Origin of the sequence: Nocardia sp. Root136 (assembly GCF_001427185.1) — a bacterium.
GTDB lineage: Bacteria > Actinomycetota > Actinomycetes > Mycobacteriales > Mycobacteriaceae > Nocardia > Nocardia salmonicida.
The window spans coordinates 1,283,648-1,309,016 of record NZ_LMFE01000001.1 but is presented as its reverse complement, the minus strand read 5'-3'; the positions used below and the strand labels follow the sequence as shown (position 1 = coordinate 1,309,016).

Sequence of the window (25,369 nt, the reverse complement as noted above, 5' to 3'; positions counted from 1 at the left end):
GGTCGGTTCAGCCCATGATCGATCGCAGTTCGACGGTCTCGCCAGCGCCTGCGAACTGCGCGGCGATCTCCTCGGCCCGTGCCCGGTCCTCGACATCGATCAGGAAGAACCCGGCCAGATGTTCCTTGGCTTCGGAGTAGGGACCGTCGGTGGCCAGCGGCTTGCCGTCGTCCCAGCGATACAGCCGCGAGGACTCGGGCGCACCGAGCGCCGCGCCGCTCACCAGTTCGCCCCGCTCGCTCATCTCGCCGAGCAACGCCTCGAAATCCGCGGTGATCCGGTCGCGTTCCGCGGCGGGCAGCGCCTGGAATTCGGGCAGGTAGTCGCCGGTCGGGTGGCCCCACGGCTGGGGGTTGGAGTGGATCAAGATCACGTACTTCATCGTGGCTCCTTCGCGATCGCGGATGCGTCCCGATGACCCATCCTCACCTGGAACGTCGGAGTCGGCCACGCTGTGTCTACATCACCTCGCGCGGAATCAGGAAGGTTCGAGCGCCACGGTGAAGAATCGGCTCAGCGGGTCGGGGGAGTAGCTGCCGAACGGACCGCACTCGGTGAACCCGTGGCGCAGGTAGAGGCGGCGGGCCGGGGCGAAGAAGTCCTCGGCGCCGGTTTCCAGGCTCAGTCTGCGGTACCCGCGTTCTCGGGCTACCGCGACCAGGTGGGCGAGCACGGCGGCGGCCACACCTCGGCCGGTGTGTCCGTCAGCGGTGCGCATCGACTTGATCTCGGCGTGCCCGGCATCGAGTTCCTTCAGGGCGCCGCACCCGACGAGATCGTCGCCGGACCACGCGCTCCACACGGTGACCGCGGGATCGCGCAGGGCGGTGAGGTCGAGGGCGTGCATGCTGCACGCGGGGGTGGTGTCGGCCATTTCCCGGTGGTGAGCGGCCAGCAGGGCACGGACGTCGGCGCCGGAGAGATCGTCGGCCACCACCCGGAGTCGGTCGACCGCGGCAGTCGGGTTATCGGTCATCAGTCCAGTTTGCGGGTCGATGGAGCCGGCCGACCATCCGGGTCAGCTACCCAGTGTGTGCTCGGCGAACGTGGTGGCGTCCTGGGCCGTGCGTCCTGACCGTGGAAACAACCCCGGGACCGTGACCGGGGTGCGAGCATGGTGGAGCGGGTGTCGACTCGAAAGTGGTGGGGTGTGGCCGATTTCGTGGAGCAGTATGCGTTCGTGCGGTGGCCGGTGGTCGCCGCGTTCGTGCTGGCGTCGCTGATCGTGGCGACCCGATTGGCCAGGCGAACACCGCCGGCTCACCGTGTCGATACCGCATCCGACAGCGCGCACCTGCTCATGTGCTTGGTGATGCTGACCATGCTGGTGTTCCCCGCCGCCAGCGATCCGCACGCGATGCGCGGGCTGCTCACCGCCCTCACCGTCGCGTTCGCGATCCTGCTCGCCGAACGTGTCATGGGGTGGCGCACCGGATCGCCACCCGACGGCGTGCTGGCACTCGGGTATCACACGATCGCCGCCGCGGCGATGCTCTACGCGATGGCCGGGCACGGGGCTGTGCACGGCGGCACCGATGGGGCTGGCTGGCCCGCCGTGGTGCTGGCGGTGCTGTTCGGCCTCGACGCGCTGCTCGCCCTCGGTACCGTCGGTCACCGGTCACGCTGGCACCGCTTCGTCCATCCCGCCGGTTCCCACCCGTTGACCTCGGCCCTGGTGCCCCATGTGGTGATGGATATCGGGACCGCGTTCATGCTGATCGCCGCGATCGGCCGGTGAATACCGATCCACAACCGCTCGCGCTGCGAATTGCCTTAGTGTGGGCAGGAATTCGACGATGAGCGGGCAGCGCGGTCCCCAACCGCCGTCGGGGGTCCGCGGTGACGGTACGCGCGTCCCCGCGATCGTCCGCGGCGCCGACGATCGCGAGGAGATGCGCGCGCTCTACCGCGCCACCGGCCCCGCCGCGTTCGGATTGGCGCTTCGGGTGCTGCACCGTCGCGGTGCGGCCGAAGATGTCGTCCGTGAGGGATATCGGCGTGCGCGAGCGGCGCAATGGATCGTCGACGAGGACGACATCGACCGGGAACCTGTTTCCCGGTCCGCCGAATCCGCCGACGACACGATGGTCGGCCCGCCGTCGCGGCCGGGCCCGGACCTCGGCACGCCATGGGGCCGTTCGGCATTCGCCGCCACCGAACAGCGATCCGATCTGGGCCCCGACCTCTCGGGTTCGATGGACGTCGCCTTCGGTCGCGGCGTCGTCTACACCCATGACAGTTCCCGTCTGCCCGATGGAGGCGTCGACCACGTCGACTCCGGCGCTCGTTTCGAGGGGCCGGATCACCTCGGCGCCGACTATCCGGAGGCTCACCACGGCGGCGCCGATGACGGAGGCGGGCCCCGCCGTCCCGACGCGGACCACACCGGTGTTGCCTCTCCCGGCCCTGGGCGGTCCGGCCCCGGCAACACCGAGGGGGACCATCTCGACATGGCCCACTGGGATTTCGGTCACCTCGGCGCGTATTGGCCCGATGCCCGACAGTTCGGCATCGACACAGAACGTCCGGGCCCCGACGCGGCCACTGCCCACGACCGTCCGGCGTTCACCCCCGACCAGTCCTGGCTACTGGCCCAGATCCATCGCCTCGCGGTCCAGCGGCTGCGACTGGACCGTCGCGGCGGCGACGACATGCCGTGGCTCGCGGCCGCGGCCAGACTCGGCTTCGACGACCCACTCGACAGCCGCTGCGAAATCTTCGTTCTCGCCTACTACGGCGGCCGCACCTACCGTGCCATCGGCCGCGAACTCGGCCTGCGCGTGCCGATGGTCACGAGACTGCTGGCGGAGAGCATCGAACGGCTCGCCGAGCAGCGGATCGACCGGTGGACGGCCAAACAGTCGTGGTGTCCGCCGGGCTCGGTCCTGTCACTGGCCGACGCCTACGCGCTCGACGCGGTCGCCGAACTCGAGCACCACCACATCGAGAACAAGCTCACCGCCACCACCGCGAACAGTCTGTCGCAGTTCGCCACCCGCGTCCGTGGCGTGCACGAAGTGCTCGCGCTGCTGGCCGCCGACGACCAGCACACCCCGCCCCGGAATCTCGAAACCCGCATCCTCGCCGACCTGGGCACCGCACCGCAACGGCGCGGTCACTGGACGGCCAAACCGCCCTGGCTGCGTCGCTTCGGCGGTCAACCGGAGGGCTAGACGTACCCGCGCCTTCGCTGCGGCCGGTTCAGAGCACCACTACGTGATCTTCGGCGACGCGCCCACCCAGGCGCACCCAGCCGTCGGAGTCCCATTCGGTGTAGAGCTGTGAGCCCTGCCCCTGCGTGATGATCAGCCCGCGACGCAACTGCCCGGTGAGCGCGACCGCCGCCGCTCCGGTCGCCTCGTCCTCGGCGATGCCCATCGCCGGGGCGAACATCCTGGCCCGCAGCGCGCCACGCGACTCGTCGGTCCACGCCCAGAAGAAGTGCTGGCCTGCGGTGAAGTCGCCGGGCGACAATGCCGCCAGCTCCTCGCCCGAATCCAGTTGCCGGAAAACGAATTTCGGCGCCCACTCGGCGCGCGCGGTGATCCAGGTCAGGCCGTCTGTCCGGGTGACGGCCACCGGGCCCGCGGGCACCCGCAAGGTGTGCACCGGCGTGCGCTGGACATCGAGCCACCACGCGGTGCCGACGGTGGGATGCCCGGCGAAGGGCAACTCGACGGCGGGTGTGTAGATGCGGACGTCGGCGACGCCGTCGACAGGATCGGAGACCACCGTGGTCTCGCTGAACCCCAGCCTCGCCGCCAGCTCCTGCTTGTCGAGGGCGACGACATCGCCGGCGCGGGCGATGCCGAGCGCGTTGCCGAGATTTCCGGCCGGATCGGTGAACACTCGGACGACCTCGACCTGGATATCCGGGGCATCGGGCACATCATGTGCGTTCATGATCGCGAGCCTACCGGCCCGCTCAGCGGCGCCGATCGACCCGCGAGCGCCCCGCCGTGTCCGCTCCACACGGCAGCGGCCCCGACCCGGAAACCGGATCGGGGCCGCTCGACACCTGCGGGAACAGGCGCGAAACCGACTCAGACGGCGGCCGAGGCCAGCGCCTCGGTGGACGCCACGGCCTGACCGACGCCGGCGACGATCGCCGCCGCACGCAGCGACTCGAAGATCACCTCGCGCGACACACCAGCCTCGCGCAGCGTCTTCTCGTGCGCTTCGAGGCAGTGCGCGCAGCCGTTGATCGAGGAGACCGCGAACGACCACAGCTCGAAATCGGCCTTGTCGACGCCGGGGTTGCCGATGATGTTCATCCGCAGACCCGCGCGCAGGTCGTCGTAACGACCGTCCAGGAATGCCTTACCCCGGTAGAACACGTTGTTCATGCCCATGATCGACGCGGCGCCGAGCGCGGCCTCGTAGGCCTCGGCCGAGAGCACGTCGGCGGCCTCCTCGGCGACCTCACGCAGGGTGGTGGCCGAGCGTGTGGCGGCGGCCGAAGCCAGCAGGGTGCCCCACAGCTGCTGCTCGTTGAGCACCGTGGTGCGGGCCAGCGAGGACAGATTGAGCTTGAGGTCCTTGGCGTACTCGGGAAGAGAGTTCTTCAGGTTCTCGATGCTCATGACAGTGGGGCTCCTTCAAGGTGGTTCGGTGGGGAAGTGGTTCAGACGCTGGCGGTGAGCAACTCGCCCGCGTTGATGGTCGGGTCGCCCTTCTTCCAGTTGCAGGCGCACAGCTCGTCGGACTGCAGTGCGTCGAGCACGCGCAGCACCTCGTCGACATTGCGACCGACCGAACCGGCGGTCACCGAGACGAACTGCACCTCGTTGTTCGGGTCGACGATGAAGGTGGCGCGGTCGGCGACACCGTCGGCGTTGAGAACACCGGCGGCGGTGGCCAGTTCACGCTTGAGGTCGGACAGGATCGGGAAGGGCAGGGTCTTGAGATCCTCGTGCTGGGCGCGCCACTGGAAGTGCACGAACTCGTTGTCGACCGAGGCGCCGAGGACCTGCGCGTCACGATCGGCGAACTCCTCGTTCAGCTTGCCGAACGCGGCGATCTCGGTCGGGCACACGAAGGTGAAGTCCTTGGGCCAGAAGAACACGATGCGCCACTTGCCCGCGTGGTCGTCGCTGGTGATCTGGGTGAAGTAATCGTCGGGCTGCTGTGCGTCGACCTTGGAGAGATCGCCTCCGATGACGGCCTTGAGGTTGTATGCCGGGAATTGGTCGCCGATGGTCAGCAGAGCCATGCTTCGTCTCCTCAGTGGTGGTGTGGTTGATGGTCAGCCTACTGAAAGGTAAAGCCGATTGCTGGTCGTACACTGATAGGTGTGAGTGATCAGACTTATCAGCCAACCCTGTCGCAGCTGCGTGCGTTCGTGGCCGTCGCCGAATACCGGCATTTCGGCACCGCCGCAGCGCGTTTGACTGTGAGTCAACCCACGTTATCGCAGGCACTGGCATCACTGGAAAACGGACTCGGGCTCCAATTGATCGAGCGCAGCACCCGCCGCGTGCTGGTCACCGCCGCGGGGATGCGGCTGCTGCCGCAGGCCATGGCCACCCTGGAAGCCGCCGACCGATTCGTGGCCTCGGCGACCGGCGACACCCTCGGCGGCACGCTGCGCGTGGGCATCATTCCGACCGTCGCCCCCTACGTGCTGCCCGAACTGTTGCCCGAGTTACGCCGCAAACTGCCCGGGGTGCTGCCCCAGGTGGTCGAGGACCAGACCGCGCGGCTACTGGAGGGCCTGCGCACCGGTGTGCTCGACGTGGCGGTGCTCGCGTTGCCGAGCGAAGCGAACGGCTTGGTCGAGATTCCGCTCTACAGTGAGGAATTCGTGCTGGTCACGCCGCGCGGCCACGAGCTCGCCGGCCGTACCGACCTGGCCGCGCCCGCCCTCGCCGACCTACCGCTGTTGCTGCTCGACGAGGGCCATTGCCTGCGTGATCAGACCCTTGACCTGTGTCGCTCGGCCGACGTGCAACCCGGGACGGTCGGCGATACCCGCGCCGCCTCGCTGACCACGGTCGTGCAGTGCGTGGCCGGCGGGCTCGGCGTGACGCTCATCCCGGAGATGGCCGTGGCCGCCGAGACCGCGCGCGCGAGCCTGGACATCGCGCGGTTCGCGACTCCCGCTCCTGGCCGCACGATCGGGCTCGCCTATCGGGGGTCCTCCGCGCGGGCCTCGGATTACGAATACCTCGCCGCGATCATTCGAGCCAAGCGCCCTTTCTGATCTCCTCTGTTCGGAGCTGTCGGGCAGGCTCGAATTCGGGATCGCGGTGCACCGCGACACCGCGCCGCTGAGGGATCGGCGGTGGCCACGCTCGCCACCGGAGCCGATGCGCATGTGCGCGGTGACCCCACCCGGCGATGGTGTGGCCGCCACGCTCGATGAGAGCGCCGGGGTCGAAAGTCGTTGTGCCGCTGAGGGCGCGCCTTTCGGTGCGCATGGTCGCGCGCACGATCCGCGGCAGGGTGAGTGTTCACAGGCGGGAACTGTGCGACGCATTCGAATTCGAGGAACGCTGTAACGCTTGCTGGAGCTTCGAAGAAATTTTTAGCGGATCTCTATACGCTGATAATAGTGGTATGCAGCGAGTCGGCTGATCAACGTCGTTGCAGATGAATTTTCGCAGGGTGTACGTCCCCCATGCGCCGGCACGCGCGAGAATTTCGCGGCGTAAATTATTGTCCCATAATAACTCGGCAATACAGCGATATATCGACTGCTGCTTACCGGCGTAATATTTGCTTCAGCTAACTATCGGCATTCTTTAGTTCGAGGAATGTGTATCCCAATCTCGAACGCCCACGACACCTTATAGCTATCTCTGTGGCGAGGCAAGAGGATGTGACATATTTGCGAATAGAGTCCGAATCGTGCCGAATTCGGTACCTGGGCCCCTCCAGGTGGTGATCCGGCGATGAACGAATGACGGGGACGATCCACCGGCGAGAACGTTGAGTATGCGTCGGCGAGGTCGAGGGGCGATCGGCCCGGCTGCGCCTCCATTATTGTCCGATGCTGTTTTCGTGACCATGTTGCAAGCTTTCTTCCAGGGAATGGGGCAACTTCCCGGCTATATAATCGACCTCTTGAAGATAGCGGTATCAACGGAGGTCGGAATGGGCCGAAAGAGTCGCGTAGATGGCAGTCCGGACCGGTCTGATAGGCCGGAAATCAGCTCATTCCGTTCTTCCCGAAGCGTGGATTCGGGTAACGGTTCCGGCACTGGCTCCGATACTAACGGAGGCCCCTCATTCGATATCTTTCCCCTGACGGCGGCGCAGCGGGGGATCTGGTTTGCCCAGCATCTCGCGGAGTCGTCACCGATTTCCGTGGCCCAATATGTCGAGATCGTGGGCGAGTTGGACACCGAACTGCTTGCCGAGGCCTGCCGAACCGCCAGCCGCGAGTTCGAATCCGGGCATATGCGACTGATAGAGGTCGACGGAGAGCCGTGTCAGTTCGTCGACGCTGAGCATGGAGCTCTGGCGTCGATCCTGGACCTGCGCCACCACGCCGATCCGGTCGCGACTGCGCACAGCATGATGGTGCAGGACTATTCCGCTCCGCTGGACGTGCTGAACGACCACCTCGTGACAGCCATTGTGTTCCAGGTCGGCGACGACCATTTCCTGTGGTACCAGCGAGCGCACCATATCGCGCTCGACGGATTCGCCGCGGTAACGATGTTGCACCGGATGACCGAGTTGTACAACGCTTGGGTGAAGGGCGAGGAACCGCCATCGTGCGCGGCGCAGGACCTGGGGGTCATCGTCGAGCAGGATCTGGCGTACCGGGGTTCGACGCGTTTCGACAACGACCGCAGATATTGGCTGGAGCATCTGGAAGGCGCGCCGCCCGCCGTCAGTCTGGCCGGTCGCGTCGGCAAGCCCACCATTCATCCGGCGCTGGTCAGCACAGAGTTGCCCGACGCCACCGCGAGTCTGATGGAAAGCGTCGCGCTCGAACATGGTCAGAGCGTGGCTCCGACCATCGTCGCGGCGTTCGCCGCGTACCTCGCGCGGATGACCGGAAGCGATGAAGTGATGCTGAGCCTGCCGGTGTCGGGTCGGCACTCTGCCGTGCTGCGCCGTTCCGGGGGGATGGTGGCGAACGTGGTCCCGCTGCGGGTGCGGGTCGCGGGCCGCAGCGTCGGCGAACTGATCGCCGCTGTGCAAAGCGAGTTGACGAGCGCACTTCGGCGCCAGCGCTACCGCCAGGAAGACATATTCCACGATATGGGGATCGCGCGCGACGAGGCAGTATCCTTCGGGCCGGCCGTGAACCTCATGATGATCGAGAACGAGGTTGTGCTCGGTAACACGACAGGCCGCCTGAACGTCCTCACCTCAGGCCCGACCGCCGACCTCTTCGTCAATATCTACCCGGGTGCGGGCAAAGACAGTACACATATCGACTTCCAGGGAAATCCGAGTGTCTACAGCCAGGACGAGCTCGCTGGTCACCACCGGCGCTTCCGTATGTTCCTGCACGAATTCCTCGCCGGGGGAGCGGGATGTCCGGTCAGCAGATTGTCGCTGCTCGACGCACAGGAGCGGTCCGCGCTGCCGCGGGTGCGGGGGCCGAGTGGGGTCGAAACCCGGCTGCTTCCGGAGATTCTGACCGAGAGCGCGCGCCGCGATCCTGGTGCGTGCGCGATCATCTCGGCCGGGCAGACAATGACGTACGGCGAGCTGGATACCAGATCCTCGCAGCTGGCCCGCCATCTGAGAGCTCTGGGGTGTGGGCCGGACACGGCGGTCGCGATCATGCTGCGACGCTCGGTCGAATCCGTCGTGGCGACGTGGGCGGTCGCGAAATGTGGGGCCGCGTTCGTCATGGTGGACCCCGAGTACCCGCGCAAGCGGGTGGAACATATGGTCGCCGACAGCGGTGCGGCCGTGGCGATCACGGTCGACGCTTTGCGCGGGCGGCTCCCGTCGGCGATGCGTTCTGTGGTTCTCGATGACCCCGCGACCCTGGGGGAAGGCAGCGCCGCGAGCGCACCGATGTCCGACGGCGACATGATCCGCCCACTACGGCCGTCCAATATCGCTTATGTCACCTATACCTCGGGATCCACCGGAGCGCCGAAAGGCGTCCAGGTCACGCACACCGGCCTCGCGAATCTGGTCGCCGATCGCGCCGCCACGTACGGAATCGACACGACCTCTCGGGTGTCCTATGCCCTCTCGCCCAGCTTCGACGCCGCCATGGAACAGTTTCTGACCTGCTTCGCGAGCGGATCCACGCTGGTGATCGTGCCGCCCGAGGTCACCGGCGGCGAGCCGCTCACGCGACTGCTGGCAGACGAGCACGTGACCCACTTGACGCTGACGCCCACGATGCTGGCAACAGTGGACCCGCACGAGGCGACCGACTTGCGAGTGGTCGTGGTCGGCGGCGACGTCTGTCCACCGCACGTCATCGAGCGGTGGGCGCCGTCGGTGTCCATGTACAACGAATACGGTCCCACCGAGGCCACCGTGACCGCCGTCGGCGCCATGCTGACACCCGACCACGCACACCTGGTCGGTGGCCCCATTCGTGGTGTCTCGGCGATGGTGCTGGACAGAACGCTGCAACCGGTGCCGAAGGGCACCGCGGGCGAACTGTATCTCGCCGGGCCGGGACTGGCCCGCGGATACAGTCATCTGTTCGCCGCCACCGCCGCCCGGTTCGTCGCGGATCCGTACGGCGGCCCCGGCGAGCGGATGTACCGCACCGGCGACATCGCGCGCTGGACCGGCGACAACGCCGAAATGACGCTGGAATTGGCGGGGCGCAGCGACTTCCAGGTCAAGATCCGTGGCTACCGGATCGAACCGGGTGAAATCGACGCCGTGCTCACCACACACGAGGACGTGGACCTTTCCGTGACGGTGCCGGTGCACAACAACGCGGGCACGACGGTGCTGGCGTCGTATGTGGTCCCGGTCAGCGGCCGTCGGATCGAACCTCTCGAACTCGAGCGCTTCGCCCGGGATTCGCTGGCGCCGCATATGGTCCCGGCGGTGATCCTCCCGTTGGACAGCCTCCCGGTGAACGCCTTCGGCAAGCTCGATCGCGGCGCTCTGCCGAAGCCGGAATTCGGGACCGCGCCTGTCGGCCGTACGCCGGCCACCGCCAGGGAGAAGGCGGTCGCGAAGCTGTTCGCCGAGGTGCTCGGCGTGCCGCTCATCGGGGCGGACGACAGCTTCTTCGCCCTGGGCGGCGACAGCATTCTGTCGATCCGGCTGGTGGCGCGGGCAAAGGGCGACGGCCTGAGTTTCTCCACCCAGGATGTGTTCGTGCACAAGACCGTCGCGGCCTTGGCGGCCGCTGCCACGGCCACGCAAGCACGCGATACCCCCGAGTTGGACGAGTTGCCCGGAGGCGCCGTCGGACCGATGCCGTTGTCGCCGATCATGTGCGCGATGCTCGATCGGGGTCATTACGACCGATTCGCGCAGGCCGCGCTCGTGCAGCTGCCCGAAGGGGTCGATCGGGCGGGCCTCGTGCGCGCACTGGGAGCCCTGCTGGACCGCCACGACCTGCTGCGCGCGGTATTGCGCGGCGATTCGGGTGATCGGTACGTAGAGGTACTCGAGCGCGAAGCGATCGACCCGGACGCCGTGCTCATCGATGTTCGGCTCGATCGGCGAGACGCCGCCGAGGTCGACCGGCACCTACAGCAGGCCGCGGATCGATTGGACCCGGCCGAGGGTGTGCTCGTTCGAGCCGTCTGGATGCAGGATCGCAACGGCTCGGGACCCGACCTGATGTGGCTGGTGGTTCACCATCTCGCCGTCGACGTGGTGTCGTGGCGCATCATCCTCGCCGACCTCGCGCAGGCCTGGTCGCAGGTATCCGACGGCGGCGAACCGGATTTCGGCCCGATCACCACCTCGTTCCGGCGATGGGCGCACGGCCTGGTCGAGCGGGCGCCGAGCAGACGGTCGGCGGAGCTCGACGGGTGGAAAGACGTACTCGCGCGAGGTGATCAGCTACTCGGATCGCGCCGTCTCGTTCCGGATCGTGACGTCGGGGCCACGGCGGGCCGGGTACATCAGCGCATTCCGGCCGCGGTCACCGAGGCGGTCCTCACCACGATTCCGGACCGCTTCCACTGCAGCGCCAACGATCCGCTGCTCGCGGCCCTGGTACTGGCACTCGGAGAGTGGCGGCGCAGGCGCGGTACGGCGGCGACCGCCGGAGAGTTGATCTCGCTGGAGGGACACGGCCGCGAGGAGCAAGCCGTACCCGGCGCCGATCTCAGCGGCACCGTGGGCTGGTTCACCACACGCTTCCCGGTTCGGATCGAGTGCGACGATGTCGACCTCGATGACGCGCTGGCCGGCGGCACGGGCGCTGGAACGGCGATAAAACAGGTGAAGGAGCAGTTGCGCGCGGTGCCGGGCAACGGCATCGGCTACCAGATGCTGCGTCATCTCGATTCCCAGGGCAGGGCCGAGCTCGCGGACCTGCCCGAACCGCAGATCAGTTTCAACTACCTCGGGCGGGTGGGTGTCGGCGAACGCTCGGTGCCCTGGGCGCCCACCACCGAGTTCACCGCACTGACCGCGACGAGCGATCCGGAGATGGCGCTGCCGGCCCTGCTCGATATCAATGCGATCGCCGAGGAAGGTCGCGACGGGCTCGAACTCGACGTGACCTGGGAGTTCGCCTCGCAGGTACTGGACCGCGAGGACGTCGACGAGCTCGCCGGGCTGTGGGCTCGCGCCCTGGGGGCGCTTGCCGAGCACGTCCGATCCGACACCGGATACGGCTTCACCCCCTCCGACTTCCCGCTCACCGCGGTAGCGCAGGACGATGTCGACCGCTGGCTGGGCGAATACCCGTCGATGATCGATGTGTGGCCGCTCACCGCCTTGCAGTCCGGGCTGCTGTTCCACACGGTCTACGACCGCGACGGCGACGACGGCTACATCGTGCAGGTGGCGCTGACGTTCGCCGGGCAGGTGGACGGGCCCCGGATGCGGCGGGCCGCGCAGGTGCTCATCGACCGGCACGACAGCCTGCGGACCGCCTTCGTCGAGAGTGCCGATGGGCCACGCCAGATCGTTCTGCGCGACACCGAGGTCGATTGGGGCGAGTCGAGTATCGCCGACATCATCGATGCCGACCGGCAGGCGCGGGCACTTCGGCGACTCGCGACGGCGGCCGCGGCTCCGTTCGATCCGGCCCACCCACCGCTGGTGCGGTTCCACCTCGTGCGCACCGGCGTGGATACCTTCCAGTTGCTGGTCACCAACCACCATCTCGTGCTGGACGGCTGGTCGATGCCGCTGCTGATCCACGAGTTGCTCTCGTTGTATATCTCGGACGGCGATACCGTCGCGCTCGCGCCCCCTCGTTCGTACCGGGAGTATCTGCAGTGGCTGCAGGCTCAGGATCGCGACGCCGCCATCGCCGCGTGGCGGGAGACGCTCGCCGGAATCGACAGTCCGACGCGGGTCACGGACAGGCCGGATCGGTCCGTCACCGCGCAGGTCGGTGAGGTCGACCTGGAACTGGACGCCGCGACCACCGCCGCGCTTCTCGATCTGGGCCGCTCACACGGCGTCACGGCCAACACGGCCTTGCAGGTGGCGTGGGCATTGCTGGTGGCCGCGCTGACCGGACGGTCGGACGTGGTGTTCGGCAATACGATCGCGCACCGCCCGCCGCAGATTCCGGATGTCGAGCGCATGGTCGGGCTTCTGGTCAACACGCTGCCCGTCCGAGTCCGCCTCGAACCCGGCGAAACCGTCGGCGAGCTGCTCGTCCGCGTGCAATCCGAGCAGGCGGCCATGCTGGATCACCAGTACGTCGGCTTGGCGGAGCTGCAACGGGCCACCGGCATCACCGATATGTTCGACACCGCGACGGTGCTCGAGTCCTATCCGCTCGACCGGGAACTGTTGGCGCGCAATCTCTCCGACGCCGGCTTGCGGTTCGTCGACATCGACGCCCACGATGCCACGCCGTATCCGCTGAGTTTGCAAGTGTCCCCGCCTCGGTCGAGTGGCGACCGACGATCGAGCGCGGCCGACCAGCCCGGCACCTATACGGTAGCACTGAAATTCGCCGCCGACCGATTCGATGCGGACGAGGTCCGCACGCTGCTCGAACGCTTCGAGCTCCTGCTCACGCAGATCGTCGGGTATCCCACCCGGAAGGTCGCCGCGATCTCGTCCTGCTGGGATTCCGAACGGGCGGAACTACTTTCGGTCGGCAGCGAGGAGCCCGCCGCGGAGCTCGTGCTGCGCGACATCCTGTGGGGGACCGCACGGAAGTATCCGGATGCCGTTGCTGTCCGCAGCGGTGATGCCACGTGGACCTATCAGGAGCTGGAGCGTCGCGCCGACGGGTTCGCTCGCCTGCTGGCCGACCACGGTGCTCGCGCGGAGTCGATCGTCGCGTTGGCCGTTCCCCGGTCGACCGAACTGGTGGTGGCGATCTGGGCGGTGGCGAAAACAGGTGCCGCCTTCCTGCCGTTGGATCCCGGCAATCCCGCCGCGCGGATCGAGGAGTTGTTATCGGACTCCCGGACCCGTCTGGGCGTGACGACCAGCGCTGTCGCGCCACAGCTTCCGAATAGTGTCGACTGGTTGACTCTGGACGCTTCGGCTTCGGACGCGCAGGAGGGGCGACGTCCGTCCGGTTCCCCGGCCGGGGCCGACCGGCTGTCGGCCGACAACGCGGCATACGTGATCTATACGTCCGGATCGACCGGCAAACCAAAGGCAGTCCAGCTCAGCCATCGAGGACTGGCCGATCTCGTCGCGGCGCAAGTCGACGCCTTCGGCGTCGGTACGGATTCGGTGGTGTTGCAGGTCGCGTCGCCCGGATTCGACGCCTGCTTGTCGGAGTTGCTGTTGGCGCACGGCAGTGGCGCCGCTCTCGTGGTGGCGCCGCCGGAGGTCTACGCCGGGACCGACCTCGAGGATTTGATTCGCGCACAGCGGGTTTCGCACGCGATCATCACCCCGTCGGTGCTGAAGACCATGGATCCGTCCCGGACGCCGTCGTTGACATCGCTCGCGGTCGTCGGCGAAGCGACCGAGCCGGACACCGTGAACCGGTGGGGCCATGGGCGACGCCTGATGAATCATTACGGACCTACCGAGTGCACGATCTGGGCGACGGGGTCGGACGTCGTCCCCGGCGAGCCGGTGACGATCGGCGGCCCGATCCCAGGCGCGTCCGCGATGGTTCTCGACACGTGGCTGCGGCCGGTGCCGGTCGGTGTCGTGGGCGAGCTCTATATCGGGGGGCCCGGACTCGCCCGCGGGTACGTCGATCGACGGGGCATCACCGCGTCACGCTTCGTCGCGGATCCGCGATCCACCCGCGGCGAGCGGATCTACCGCACCGGTGATTCCGTGCGCTGGGTCCGCGGACGCGCCGGATTGGCACTGGAATATCTGGGCCGGGGCGATCAGCAGGTCAAGATTCACGGCCTGCGGATCGAGCCGGGGGAAATCGATGCCCACCTGGCTCAGCACCCGGAGGTGGCGAGCGTGGCCACCGTCGTGGTGAAGGGGCCTGCCGACGAACCGATCCTGGTGTCCTATTTCGTCTCCGCCTCGGATGCCACGGTAGATGTGGCGGCACTCGGCGACGATCTCTCGGGCACGCTACCGCGCTATATGAATCCCGCGGCGATTGTGCAGCTCGAGGAGATGCCGCGCACGCCTACCGGGAAACTCGATCGGAAAGCATTGCGGCAGCGGGCCTTCGAGTCCGACGCCGCAGGCGGCAGAGCGCCGTCGACGCACACCGAGCAGGTCGTGGCGAAACTCTTCGCCGAGGTGCTCCATCTCGACACCGTGTCCGCCGACAGCAACTTCTTCGCGCTCGGCGGGGACAGTATCGTCTCGATGCGGCTGGTGGCGCTGGCGAGATCGGCCGGGCTCACGTTCACGCCGCGAGATGTGTTCGAAGGCAAGACCGTTGCCGCCCTTGCCGCGATGGCCGGCGGCGATCCGGTGCCGGTGACAGATCGCGCTTCGGACTCTCCACTCGTCGCGCTCACAGAACCCGACCTCGCTCGGCTCGAGCAGCAATACCACGGCCTGTCCGACGTATGGCCGTTGTCGCCCATGCAATCCGGCGTGCACTTCCACTCGACGTTCGACCCGGATGCCGGGGACAACTACACCGTCCAGACGATGATCGGATTCTCCGGCGCGGTCGACGGTGAGCGCCTGCGCCGTGCCGCTCAGGCCGTGGTCGACCGGCACGACATCCTGCGGGCCGCCTTCGTGGAGACCTCGGCCGGACCGTGCCAGATCGTGCTCGACCATGCCGAGATCGGTTTCCGAGAGATCGATCTCGGCGATGCGGAATCCCCGGCCGACCCGGAATCGATCGCCGCCGCGGACGCGGCGGCGGGCTTCGATCTGTCGGCTGCTCCGCTCCTGCGCTTGACGCTGATCCGCCTCGACGAGGGGTCCTTCCGGCTGCTCGTCACCAATCACCATGTGATCCTGGACGGCTGGTCGATGCCGCTGCTGATGCGAGAACTGCTCGACTACTACGGGTCTCCCGACCATATCGACTCCGCCGGACCTGCTCCCTCCTACCGCGACTATCTGTCCTGGCTGGGACGGCAGGACAGTTCCGCATCCAAAGCGGCATGGAAGCAAGCCTTTTCGGATGTCGACGCACCCACCCGGGTGTCCCGCGACGTGGGCGCGGCGGGTTCGGTATCCACCGCTGAGGTCGGGGCCGAGCTGACGGCAGATCTTTTCGGAGACCTCCGTCGAGTGGCGGCGGAAGCGGCCGTCACCCTCAATACGGCGGTCACCGCGGCCTGGGCTCTGAATCTGCGCGTGCTGACCGGGGAGACCGATGTGATCTTCGGCTCCGCGGTGTCGGGACGGCCCCCGGAGTTGCCGCTGGTCGATCAGACGCTCGGCATGTTCCTGACTACGATTCCCGTGCGAGTCCCGCTCGAACCCACCATGACGGTGCGCGCGTTGCTGACCAGCATTCAGGCGCGGCACGCCGGCATGCTGGATCATCACCACATCGGGCTACCCGAGATCCACCGCAGCGTCGGCCTGCCCGAACTCTTCGATACCGCCATCACTTTCCAGTCGTTCCCCGTCGACCGGACGGCACTGCAGCGACTCATCGATTCGGCGGGCCTGCGGGTGGACGAACTCAGCGGTGTCGACGCGACGCCGTACCCGCTGAGCCTGGTCGTGGAACCGAAACAATCCGAGCACGGCGAAGCACAGGGACTGCGGATCACCCTCCGATTCCACGACCGCGCATTCGACACCGCGGCCGCCCGCCGGATCCTCGACCGCTTCGTCGAGTTGCTCGGCCGGATCGCGGTCAACCCCGACGTCCGGCTGGGCGAGCTGCCGCTCGGCGAGGAACCGGGGCCGTCGTGGCCGGATTCGGTTGCGGAACAGGCGATCCCGGACACGCTGGACCGGATACTCGCCGCTCGCGCTGCCGCCGAACCCGACGCGATCGCCGTGCGATGCGGTGACACCGCCATGACCTACCGGCAACTCGACGAGCGATCCGCACAGCTGGCGCGGGTCCTGCTGCGGCACGGTGTCCGGCGGGGACAGGTCGTCGCCGCTGTGCTTCCGCGATCCCTGGCGGCGACCCTCGCCCTGTGGGCCGTGGCGAAGACCGGTGCCGCGTTCCTGCCGATAGATCCGACTCTGCCATCGGAGCGGATCGAATATCTGCTGTCGGACTCGGGAACCGCGCTCGGGCTGACCGACACGTTTGCCAGGGAACATCTTCCTGACAGCGTCGAGTATCTGATCCTCGACCAGGAACAGATACTCGGCGCCGAGGACTCGGTTCCCGCTGGGCCGATCACCGACGCCGAACGCGACGGACCGATTCGACGGGAGCAGACCGCGTACGTGAGCTATACCTCCGGGTCGACCGGTATGCCCAAGGGCGTACTCGTCAGCCATCGCGGTCTGGCCGATATCGTCGCGGCGCAGCGGCGGATACTCGGCGTCGACCCGATGTCGGTGGTCCTGCAGGTGGCCTCGCCCAGCTTCGATGCCTCGGTGTTCGAGTTGTTGATGGCGCACGGCTCGGGCGGTCGACTGGTCGTCTCGCCTGCCGATGTCTACGCCGGCCCAGAGCTGGCGGATCTCATCGGGCGCGAACATATTTCGCACGCGGTGATCACTCCCTCGGCGCTGGCGACCATCTCGTGCGACGGTCTCGACGGGCTACGTGTACTGGCAACCGCCGGTGAGCCGGTCGGGCCGGAGCTGGTCGATCGGTGGGCGCCGCATCGCACCATGGTCAATCTCTATGGGCCGAGCGAAAGCACTATCTGGGCTACCGCCAGCGACGCACTGACGCCCGGTGCCCCGATCACGATCGGCAAGCCGGTCGGCCCCGTGGCGGTCGTCGTCCTCGATACCTGGTTGCGGCCCGTGCCACACGGTGTCGAGGGCGAGCTGTACCTGTTCGGCGCCGGCTTGGCCGACGGGTACGCCGCCAGAAGGGGGTTGACCGCGGCGCGATTCGTCGCATGCCCGTTCGCGGAGCCGGGGCAGCGCATGTACCGCACCGGTGACGTGGTGCGCCGCGGCGCCGATGGCGATCTGGAGTTCTTGGGGCGCAACGATTTTCAGGTGAAGGTGCACGGCACCAGGGTCGAGCTGGGCGAGATCGACGCGGTGCTCGACGCACGTGCCGATGTGGCGTACGCGGTCACGGTGCCGCGCCGCGACGGCGGCCGCCCGGTGGTGCTGGTGTCCTATGTCGTGCCCGCGCCGGGGGCGGAGGTCTCGGGCGAGGAGTTGCGTGCGGCACTGGCTGAGGTGTTACCCCGGTACACGGTGCCGTCCGCGGTGATGGTGCTGGACGAGGTGCCGCTGACCGTCAACGGGAAGCTGGATCGCGAGCGGTTGCCCGAGCCGGTTGCCGTCACGCGAGAATTCCGGGCGCCGTCGCCAGGATTGGAAGAGTTGGTCGCGCGGACCTTCGAGCAGGTGCTCGACGTGGACCAGGTGGGCGTCGACGACGACTTCTTCGCACTGGGCGGCGATTCGCTGAGCGCCTCGATGGTGGTGGCGCGCATCGGCGCGGCCCTGGACGCGCGAGTGCCGGTGCGATCGGTTTTCGAGGCGCCGACCGTCGGCGGACTGGCCGGGCTGGCCGCGGCGGTCAGCGGTGGGGGCCGGTTGCCCCTGCTGCCGGGCGTGCACCCCGACTCCGTGCCGCTGTCGCTGGCACAGCAGCGGATGTGGTTCCTGAACCGGTTCGAGCCGGACTCCGCGGTGCACAACATTCCGGTGATGCTGCGGCTGTCCGGACGGCTGGACACCGAAGCGCTGGGTGCCGCGCTCGCCGATGTGGTCGCGCGCCACGAAGTATTGCGGACGATCTATCCGGAAGCCGCCGGTGAGCCGCGGCAGGTCGTTCTCGACGAGCCCGCGGTGCCGGTGCGGCCGGTGCGAGTGCACGCGGATTCGGTCCCGGAGGTGGTGGGCGAATTCGTGCGGGGTGGATTCGATGTGACTGCCCGAGTGCCGATGCGAGTGGGATTGTTCGAGCTGGGCGCCGAGCACGACAGTGACACCGGCGAATTCCTGCTGGTGCTCGTGGTCCATCACATCGCAGGCGACGGTCAGTCGATGGGGCCACTGGCCCGTGACGTGATGGTGGCCTACGTCGCGCGACTGGCCGGGCAGGCGCCGGAGTGGGAACCGCTCGCTGTGCAGTACGCGGATTACGCGTGGTGGCAACGGCAGATGCTGGGGGCCGCGGACGATCCGGCGTCGTTGATGTCGCAGCAGGTGGAGTTCTGGCGCTCGACCCTCGCGGGTGCACCGGACCGGCTGGAACTACCGGCGGACCGCCCACGCCCGGCCGTCGCGTCGCTGTCGGGAGACCGGGTACCGGTGGAGATCGGTGCGAGGCTGCACGAGCGGCTGGTCGCGCTGGCCCGATCGCGGGGGTCGTCGCTGTTCATGGTGATGCACGCCGCGCTGGCAACGGTATTGGGGCGGCTCAGCGGCAGCGACGACGTCGTGATCGGCACCCCGGTCGCGGGGCGGGGCGAGCCCGGTCTGGACGATCTGGTGGGGATGTTCGTGAACACGCTGGCATTGCGGACCCGGGTGGATACGGGCGAGCCGTTCACCGAGTTGCTGATGCACACGCGGGAGACGGACCTGCTGGCGTTCGAGCACGCGGACGTGCCGTTCGAGCGGGTCGTGGAGGAGTTGAACCCGGAGCGATCGGCGGCCCGACATCCGTTGTTCCAGGTGGCCTTGGCATTTCAGAACGTGTCGACGGTCGATGTGGTGCTGCCCGACGTCCGGGTGACGCGGGCGAATGTGGATACCGGGGCGATCCAGTTCGACCTGCAACTGGTGCTGGCCGATTCCTCCGGCAATGCCGGTGCGGCGCAGGGTATGTCGGGAATGCTGACCTATGCGCGGGATCTGTTCGACGAGGCGACCGCGGCGGCGATCGTCCGGCGGCTGGTGCGGGTATTGGAAGCCGTCGCCGACGATCCGGCCGTCGTAGTCGGGGATATCGACTGGCTGGAAGCCGACGAGCGCTCGGCGCTCACATCCCGGGTCGGGGCGCGCACCGTGGAGGCGCTGGAGCCGCCCGCATTGCTGCCGGAGGTGTTGACCTCGGCCGTCCGGGACAACGGCGACGGTATCGCCGTCGTCGCGGGGGATGCCACGCTGTCGTACAAGCAGCTGGACGAACGATCGAACCGACTGGCGAGGTTGCTGATCCGCCGTGGCGTCGGACCGGAGAATCCGGTGCTGGTGGCGGCGGCGCGGTCGACGGAGTCCGTCGTCGCGTGGTGGGCGGTGGTCCGGTCGGGTGCGGCGTACGTGCCGGTGGACCCACGCTATCCCGAAGGCCGGATCGAGCAGATGGTGTCGGATTCTCGTGCGACGCTGGGGATTACGGTGTCGTCGGTACGTGCCCAACTGCCCGATTCGGTGGACTGGATCGTGCTCGACGACCCGGCCGTCGCCGCGCGGATCGATGCGGCGGCGAGCGGCCCGATCGGCGACGACGAGCGGACGCGGCCGCTGCGGGTCTCGGATGTCGCCTACGTGGTCTTCACCTCCGGATCCACCGGAGTGCCGAAAGGCGTGGCCGTCACCCATTCCGGCATCGCCGACTTCGTCTCGGGGCGGCGTGCCGATCGCGGGCTCCAGCACGCGTCCAGGGTGTTGCATTTCGCGTCGCCGTCGTTCGACGCCGCACTGATGGAGATCCTGATGGCGGTCAGCCGGGCCGGTGCGTTGATCGTGGTGCCGACGGGGATCTACGGCGGCGGTGAGCTGGCCGAGTTCTTGCGCGTGCGGCGGATCACCCACGCTTTCATGACCCCGGCCGCGCTCGCGTCGGTCGATCCGGCCGGGCTCGACGACTTGCGGCTCGTGATGTCCGGTGGCGAGGAGGTCCCGACGGATCTGGTGAGCCGATGGGCGGGTACCGACGTCGCGGGCGCCCGGGAGTTCCAGGTGCTGTACGGGCCGACCGAGGCCACGATGCTCGCCACGGCGACGCGCGCGCTGCAACCCGATGATCGGCCGACGATCGGTGCCCCGCTGCCGGGGATGCAAGCGCTGGTCCTGGATGTCCGCCTGCAGCCGGTGCCGGTGGGGGTGGCGGGAGAGTTGTATCTGGCGGGTCCGGCGCTGGCGCGCGGGTACCTGAACAAGCCGGCTACCGATGCGGCGCGGTTCGTGGCGCATCCGTTCGGGGAACCGGGACGCCGCATGTACCGAACCGGTGATGTGGTGCGCTGGAATACCGACGGTGATCTGGAGTTCCTGGGGCGCAACGATTTCCAGGTGAAGATCCGTGGCTACCGGGTGGAGCTGGGCGAGATCGACGCGGTGCTGAGCGCGCGGGCGGAGGTGGCGTACGCGGTCACGGTGCCGTGGCGTGCGGGCACCGGTCCGGCGCAGTTGGTGTCCTACGCGGTGCCCGAAACCGGGGCGAGCCTTTCGGGCGAACAGTTGCGCGCGGTATTGGTCGAGGCGCTGCCGTCGTACCTGGTGCCCGCCGCGGTGATGATCCTCGACGCGATTCCCCTGTTGCCGAACGGAAAGCTCGACCGCACGGCCCTGCCCGCACCCGTTGTCCAGGCCAAGCGATTCCGGGCCCTGGTGTCACCGGCGGAGGAGATAGTGGCGGGCGTCTTCGCCGACGTCCTCGGTATCGACAGTCCCGTCGGCGCCGACGACGACTTCTTCGACCTCGGCGGCAACAGCCTGGTGGCCACCCGGGTAGCCGCCCGGATCGGTGCCGCGCTCGACGTGACCATCCCGGTGTCGGTGATCTTCGAAGCGCCGACGGTCGAGAGGTTGGCCGCGCGCGCCGAATCGCAGGCCGCCACCGGTCGGGTAGCGCTGACCGCGCAACCGCGGCCGGAGCGGATTCCCCTGTCGTCGGCCCAGCAGCGGATGTGGTTCCTGAACCGGCTGGAGCCCGGTTCGGCCGCCTACAGCATTCCGATCGTGCTACGGCTGTCCGGACGGCTGGATCTCGACGCGCTACGCGCGGCGATCGAGGATGTGGTGAACCGGCACGAAGTACTGCGGACCGTATACCCGTATGCCGAGGGCGCGCCGTCGCAGGTTGTCCTTCCCACCGCGCAGGCGTGTGCGCCGATCACCGTGACCTCGGTCGCGGAACCGGAACTGGAAGAGTCGTTGTCGGCGTTCGTCTCGACGGTGTTCGATGTGACGGTCGAGGCCCCGTTGCGGGTGCGGGTGTTCGAGCTCGGGCCGAACGAGTGGGTCCTGGCCGTGGTGGTGCACCACATCGCCTGCGACGGGTCGTCGCTCGGCCCACTGGCACGGGACATGATGACCGCGTACACGGCTCACCTGCTCGGGGAGACGCCGAGTTGGCTGCCGCTGCCGGTGCAGTACGCCGACTACGCGATCTGGCAGCGGACGGTACTGGGTGCCGAAGACGATCCGGAGTCGCTGCTCCGTGCCCAGATCGACTACTGGACACTCGAATTGGCGGAGCTCCCGGTGGTGCTGGGACTGCCGACCGACCGACCGCGTCCGCCCGTACAGACCCATGCGGGCGCGAGCGTACCGTTGACCGTCGGCGCCGATCTGCATGCGGGACTCCAGCAGGTCGCACGAGCACACAACACGACGCTGTTCATGGTCTTCCACGCTGCGCTGGCGGCCACGCTGGCCCGGCTGGCCGATACGGACGACATCGCGATCGGCACTCCGTTCGCGGGCCGCGGCGAGCCCGAACTCGACGATCTGGTCGGGATGTTCGTCAACACCCTGGTGCTGCGGACCCGGTTGACGCCGGGGATGACGTTCACCCAGCTACTCGAACACCAGCGGGGGACCGATCTGGCCGCGTTCGGGCACGCCGATGTTCCGTTCGAGCGGCTGGTGCAGGAGTTGAACCCGGTGCGGTCGCACGCCCACCATCCGCTGTTCCAGGTGATGCTGGCATTCCAGAACGTCGCCGGAGCCCAGTTCGAACTTCCGGGGCTCTCGGCGTCCGCGATGACGGCCGACGCCGACATCGCATTGTTCGATCTGCTGATCACGATGTCGGATTCCTCTGACTCCGCCGGTGACCCGGCCGGCCTCAGCGGCGCGGTGATCTACGCCAGCGACCTCTTCGACGCGACGACAGCGACAGCGATCGTCGATCGCCTGCTGCGCGTGCTCGACGCGCTGGTGACCGATTCGGCACAGCCGGTGCGCGAGGTGGATCTGCTCGGCCCCGACGAACGCGAAACCATTCTGACGCAGTGGAATTCGACCGATCACAATCTGGATCCGGGCGAGACGCTCGCCTCCGTCTTCGCCTACGCCGCGCGGGCGCACGCGGACCGGCCCGCGGTGACAGCCGGCGAACAGACGTTGACCTATGCGGAATTCGCGTCCCGCGTCCATCGGTTGGCGCGGTGGTTGATCTCCAGCGGAGTGGGTCCGGAGTCGTTGGTGGCGCTGCGGATGCGACGTTCACTGGACCAGGTCGTCGCCATCTACGCGGTGCACGCCGCAGGCGGCGGGTACGTGCCGGTCGATCCGGACCTGCCGGCGGATCGCATCGCCTACATGCTGTCCATCGCCGCACCGGTGCTGGAGCTGTCGTCCCTCGAGGGGCTCGAGCTGTCCGGATTCGATGACGGGCCGGTCACCGACGCCGATCGGCTCGCACCGCTGCGATCCCACAATGTCGCCTACGTGATCTTCACCTCCGGGTCGACCGGTCGACCGAAAGGCGTGGCGGTATCGCACTGTTCGGTGGTCAACCAGATGCGGTGGGTCGATGAGACCTACGGGCTGACGCCGAATGACGTCGTGCTGCAGAAGTCCCCGGCCACGTTCGACATGTCGGTGTGGGAGCTGTTCGCGGCACCGGTGGTGGGCGCGCGGCTGGTGATCGCGCGAGCCTACGGGCATACCGACCCGGCTTATCTCGCCGAAACCATTGCCGCCCAGCGGGTCACGTTCGCCGCCCTGGTGCCGTCGATGCTGGCGGTACTCGCGGACACGGCGCCCGCGGAGTCACTCGAGTCGTTGCGGACGCTGCTGGTGGGCGGTGAGGCATTCGGCCCCGAGACGGTGGCCGCGGCACGGCGAATAGTGCCCGGGGTCCAGTTGCACAATCTGTACGGGCCGACCGAGTGCACCGTGTGCTCGACCGCGCATCGGGTGACCGAAACCGAGAGCGGGAACATGCCGATCGGCTCACCGGTGTGGAACACGCGGGCATACGTACTCGACGACCGGTTACATCCGGTACCGGCCGGCGTCGCCGGGGAGCTGTACTTGGCGGGCACCCAGCTCGCCCGCGGCTACCAGTCACGTCCTGGCCTCACCGCGGAACGGTTCGTGCCCGACCCGTACGGTGACGGCTTGCGCCTGTACCGCACCGGCGACCTGGTGCGCTGGCGCCGGACAGGCGAATTGGAGTACCTGGGCCGCACCGATTTCCAGGTGAAGCTGCGCGGCCTGCGTATCGAACTCGGCGAAATCGAGGCAGTACTCGCCGAGCACCCCAGCATCGCGCGGGCGATCGCGGTGGTGCGCCCCATCGGTGTGATGGAGCACCTCGTCGCCTACGTCGTGCCCGCCGCGGGCGCCACGGTCGATACCGTGGCGGTCTCGGCGCACGCGGCGACCAAACTGCCCGACTACATGGTGCCCGCCACGCTGATGGTGCTCGACACGGTGCCCCTGCACACGTCGGGCAAGCTGGACCCGTTGCGGCTACCGGAGCCGGTGCTCGCGGTAGCGGAGTTCAGGGAGCCCTCGTCCTGGCTGGAAGGCGAGGTCGCACGGGCCTTCGGAACGGTGCTCGGCGTGGATCGGGTAGGCGCGGACGACGACTTCTACGCATTGGGTGGCAACTCGCTGAAGTCGGTGCAGGTGGTGAGCGAGTTGCGCAAGGAACTCGACTACGAGGTTCCGATCAGCTGGATGCTGTCCGATCCCTGCCCCGCCGACCTGGCGAAGCGGATCGAATCCAGAATCGACGCCGATCCCGCCGCCGACGGGACCGATGTCGGCTTCGACACGCTGCTGCCGATCCGGACCAGCGGTGAGCGAGCCCCACTGTTCTGTATCCACCCGGCCTTGGGCCTGTCGTGGTGTTACCGCACACTCGACCGCTACCTCTCCGACGATCGACCGATCTACGGCATCCAGGCGCCACAGATCAGCGGCGAGACCCCCGGTCCGACAACGATCGAAGAAATGGCCGCACGCTACTTCGCCGAGATTCGCGCAGTTGCGCCACACGGCCCCTATCACCTCCTCGGCTGGTCACTGGGTGGTGCGATCGCCCACGCCATCGCTGTCGAGATGCGTGCCGCCGGTGAAGAGGTCGCGCTGCTGGCACTGCTGGACGCCGAGGTGGGCGGGGTCGACGAGTCGACGCTGCGCGCCGTCACGGCCGGCGAACTGATCAGCAATCTCGGCCCGGTCATGGGCGTCGATTTCGTCAGCCCCGACGCGAGTGCCGAGGAGGCCGCCGACCTGATCGAACGGCACTTGGGGAGCAGCCTCGGTATCGACGCCGCACGGATCCAGCGTCTGACCGATGCCTACAACCTGGCGGTCAGGGCGGCCGGCGCGTGGCATCCCGCGGTCTTGGACAGCGACGCGCTCTATTTCACCGCGACGCGCGAACGGCGATCCGACGCCACGGGTCATGAGGGATGGGCGCGGGTGATCCGCGGGCAGCTGTCGAATTTCGACATCGATGTGGCCCACCTCGATATGACCCAACCGGGTGCGATCGCCGAGATCGCCCGGATTCTCAACGCGCGATTGGACAGCTGACCGCGTTTCCGCTCGACCAGGTGGCCTATCTGACGGTCCGGTTCGGTGCCTGCGCGTGCGACACCGACCTGGTCGCCTGCTATTTTGAACG

Annotated in this window: 9 protein-coding genes; 4 read left to right on the top strand and 5 right to left on the bottom strand. The window is 67.8% G+C overall.

Annotation, left to right across the window (positions count from 1 at the left end; translation table 11 throughout):
• Positions 1 to 7: 7 nt before the first annotated feature.
• Complete coding sequence (locus tag ASD42_RS06215; protein ID WP_056811347.1) at positions 8 to 382, bottom strand: YciI family protein; 375 nt, start codon at positions 380 to 382, stop codon at positions 8 to 10.
• Between the two features lie 96 nt (positions 383 to 478).
• On the bottom strand, positions 479 to 976 hold the full coding sequence (locus tag ASD42_RS06210; protein ID WP_056811344.1) for a GNAT family N-acetyltransferase: 498 nt from the start codon (positions 974 to 976) through the stop codon (positions 479 to 481).
• Positions 977 to 1,126: 150 nt separating this feature from the next.
• Between ASD42_RS06210 and ASD42_RS06205 the strand changes: the two genes are divergently transcribed.
• Both ASD42_RS06205 and ASD42_RS06200 read left to right on the top strand, forming a co-directional pair.
• Positions 1,127 to 1,738 (top strand): DUF5134 domain-containing protein, encoded by a 612-nt coding sequence (locus ASD42_RS06205; RefSeq protein WP_162256194.1) that lies wholly within the window; start codon positions 1,127 to 1,129, stop codon positions 1,736 to 1,738.
• A gap of 58 nt (positions 1,739 to 1,796) precedes the next feature.
• Positions 1,797 to 3,173, top strand: a complete 1,377-nt coding sequence (locus tag ASD42_RS06200; protein ID WP_056811338.1) for an RskA family anti-sigma factor — start codon at positions 1,797 to 1,799, stop codon at positions 3,171 to 3,173.
• A 28-nt stretch (positions 3,174 to 3,201) separates the two neighbouring features.
• On the opposite strand, the gene ASD42_RS06195 is transcribed toward ASD42_RS06200, so the two are convergent.
• The 3 genes from ASD42_RS06195 to ASD42_RS06185 all read right to left on the bottom strand — a co-directional run bounded on the left by ASD42_RS06195 (position 3,202) and on the right by ASD42_RS06185 (position 5,212).
• Positions 3,202 to 3,903, bottom strand: a complete 702-nt coding sequence (locus tag ASD42_RS06195; protein WP_056811336.1) for a PhzF family phenazine biosynthesis protein — start codon at positions 3,901 to 3,903, stop codon at positions 3,202 to 3,204.
• A 140-nt stretch (positions 3,904 to 4,043) separates the two neighbouring features.
• Positions 4,044 to 4,583: a carboxymuconolactone decarboxylase family protein gene (locus ASD42_RS06190; protein WP_056811333.1), complete on the bottom strand. Its 540-nt coding sequence runs from the start codon at positions 4,581 to 4,583 to the stop codon at positions 4,044 to 4,046.
• Between the two features lie 41 nt (positions 4,584 to 4,624).
• Entirely contained in the window at positions 4,625 to 5,212 is a 588-nt protein-coding gene (locus ASD42_RS06185; RefSeq protein ID WP_056811330.1) for a peroxiredoxin, read from the bottom strand.
• Positions 5,213 to 5,293: 81 nt separating this feature from the next.
• Here ASD42_RS06185 and ASD42_RS06180 point away from each other — a divergent pair, with 81 nt between their 5' ends.
• Positions 5,294 to 6,202 (top strand): hydrogen peroxide-inducible genes activator, encoded by a 909-nt coding sequence (locus ASD42_RS06180; RefSeq protein WP_056811327.1) that lies wholly within the window; start codon positions 5,294 to 5,296, stop codon positions 6,200 to 6,202.
• A 734-nt stretch (positions 6,203 to 6,936) separates the two neighbouring features.
• Complete coding sequence (locus tag ASD42_RS06175) at positions 6,937 to 25,278, top strand: amino acid adenylation domain-containing protein (protein WP_235569323.1); 18,342 nt, start codon at positions 6,937 to 6,939, stop codon at positions 25,276 to 25,278.
• The last annotated feature ends 91 nt before the right edge of the window (positions 25,279 to 25,369 follow it).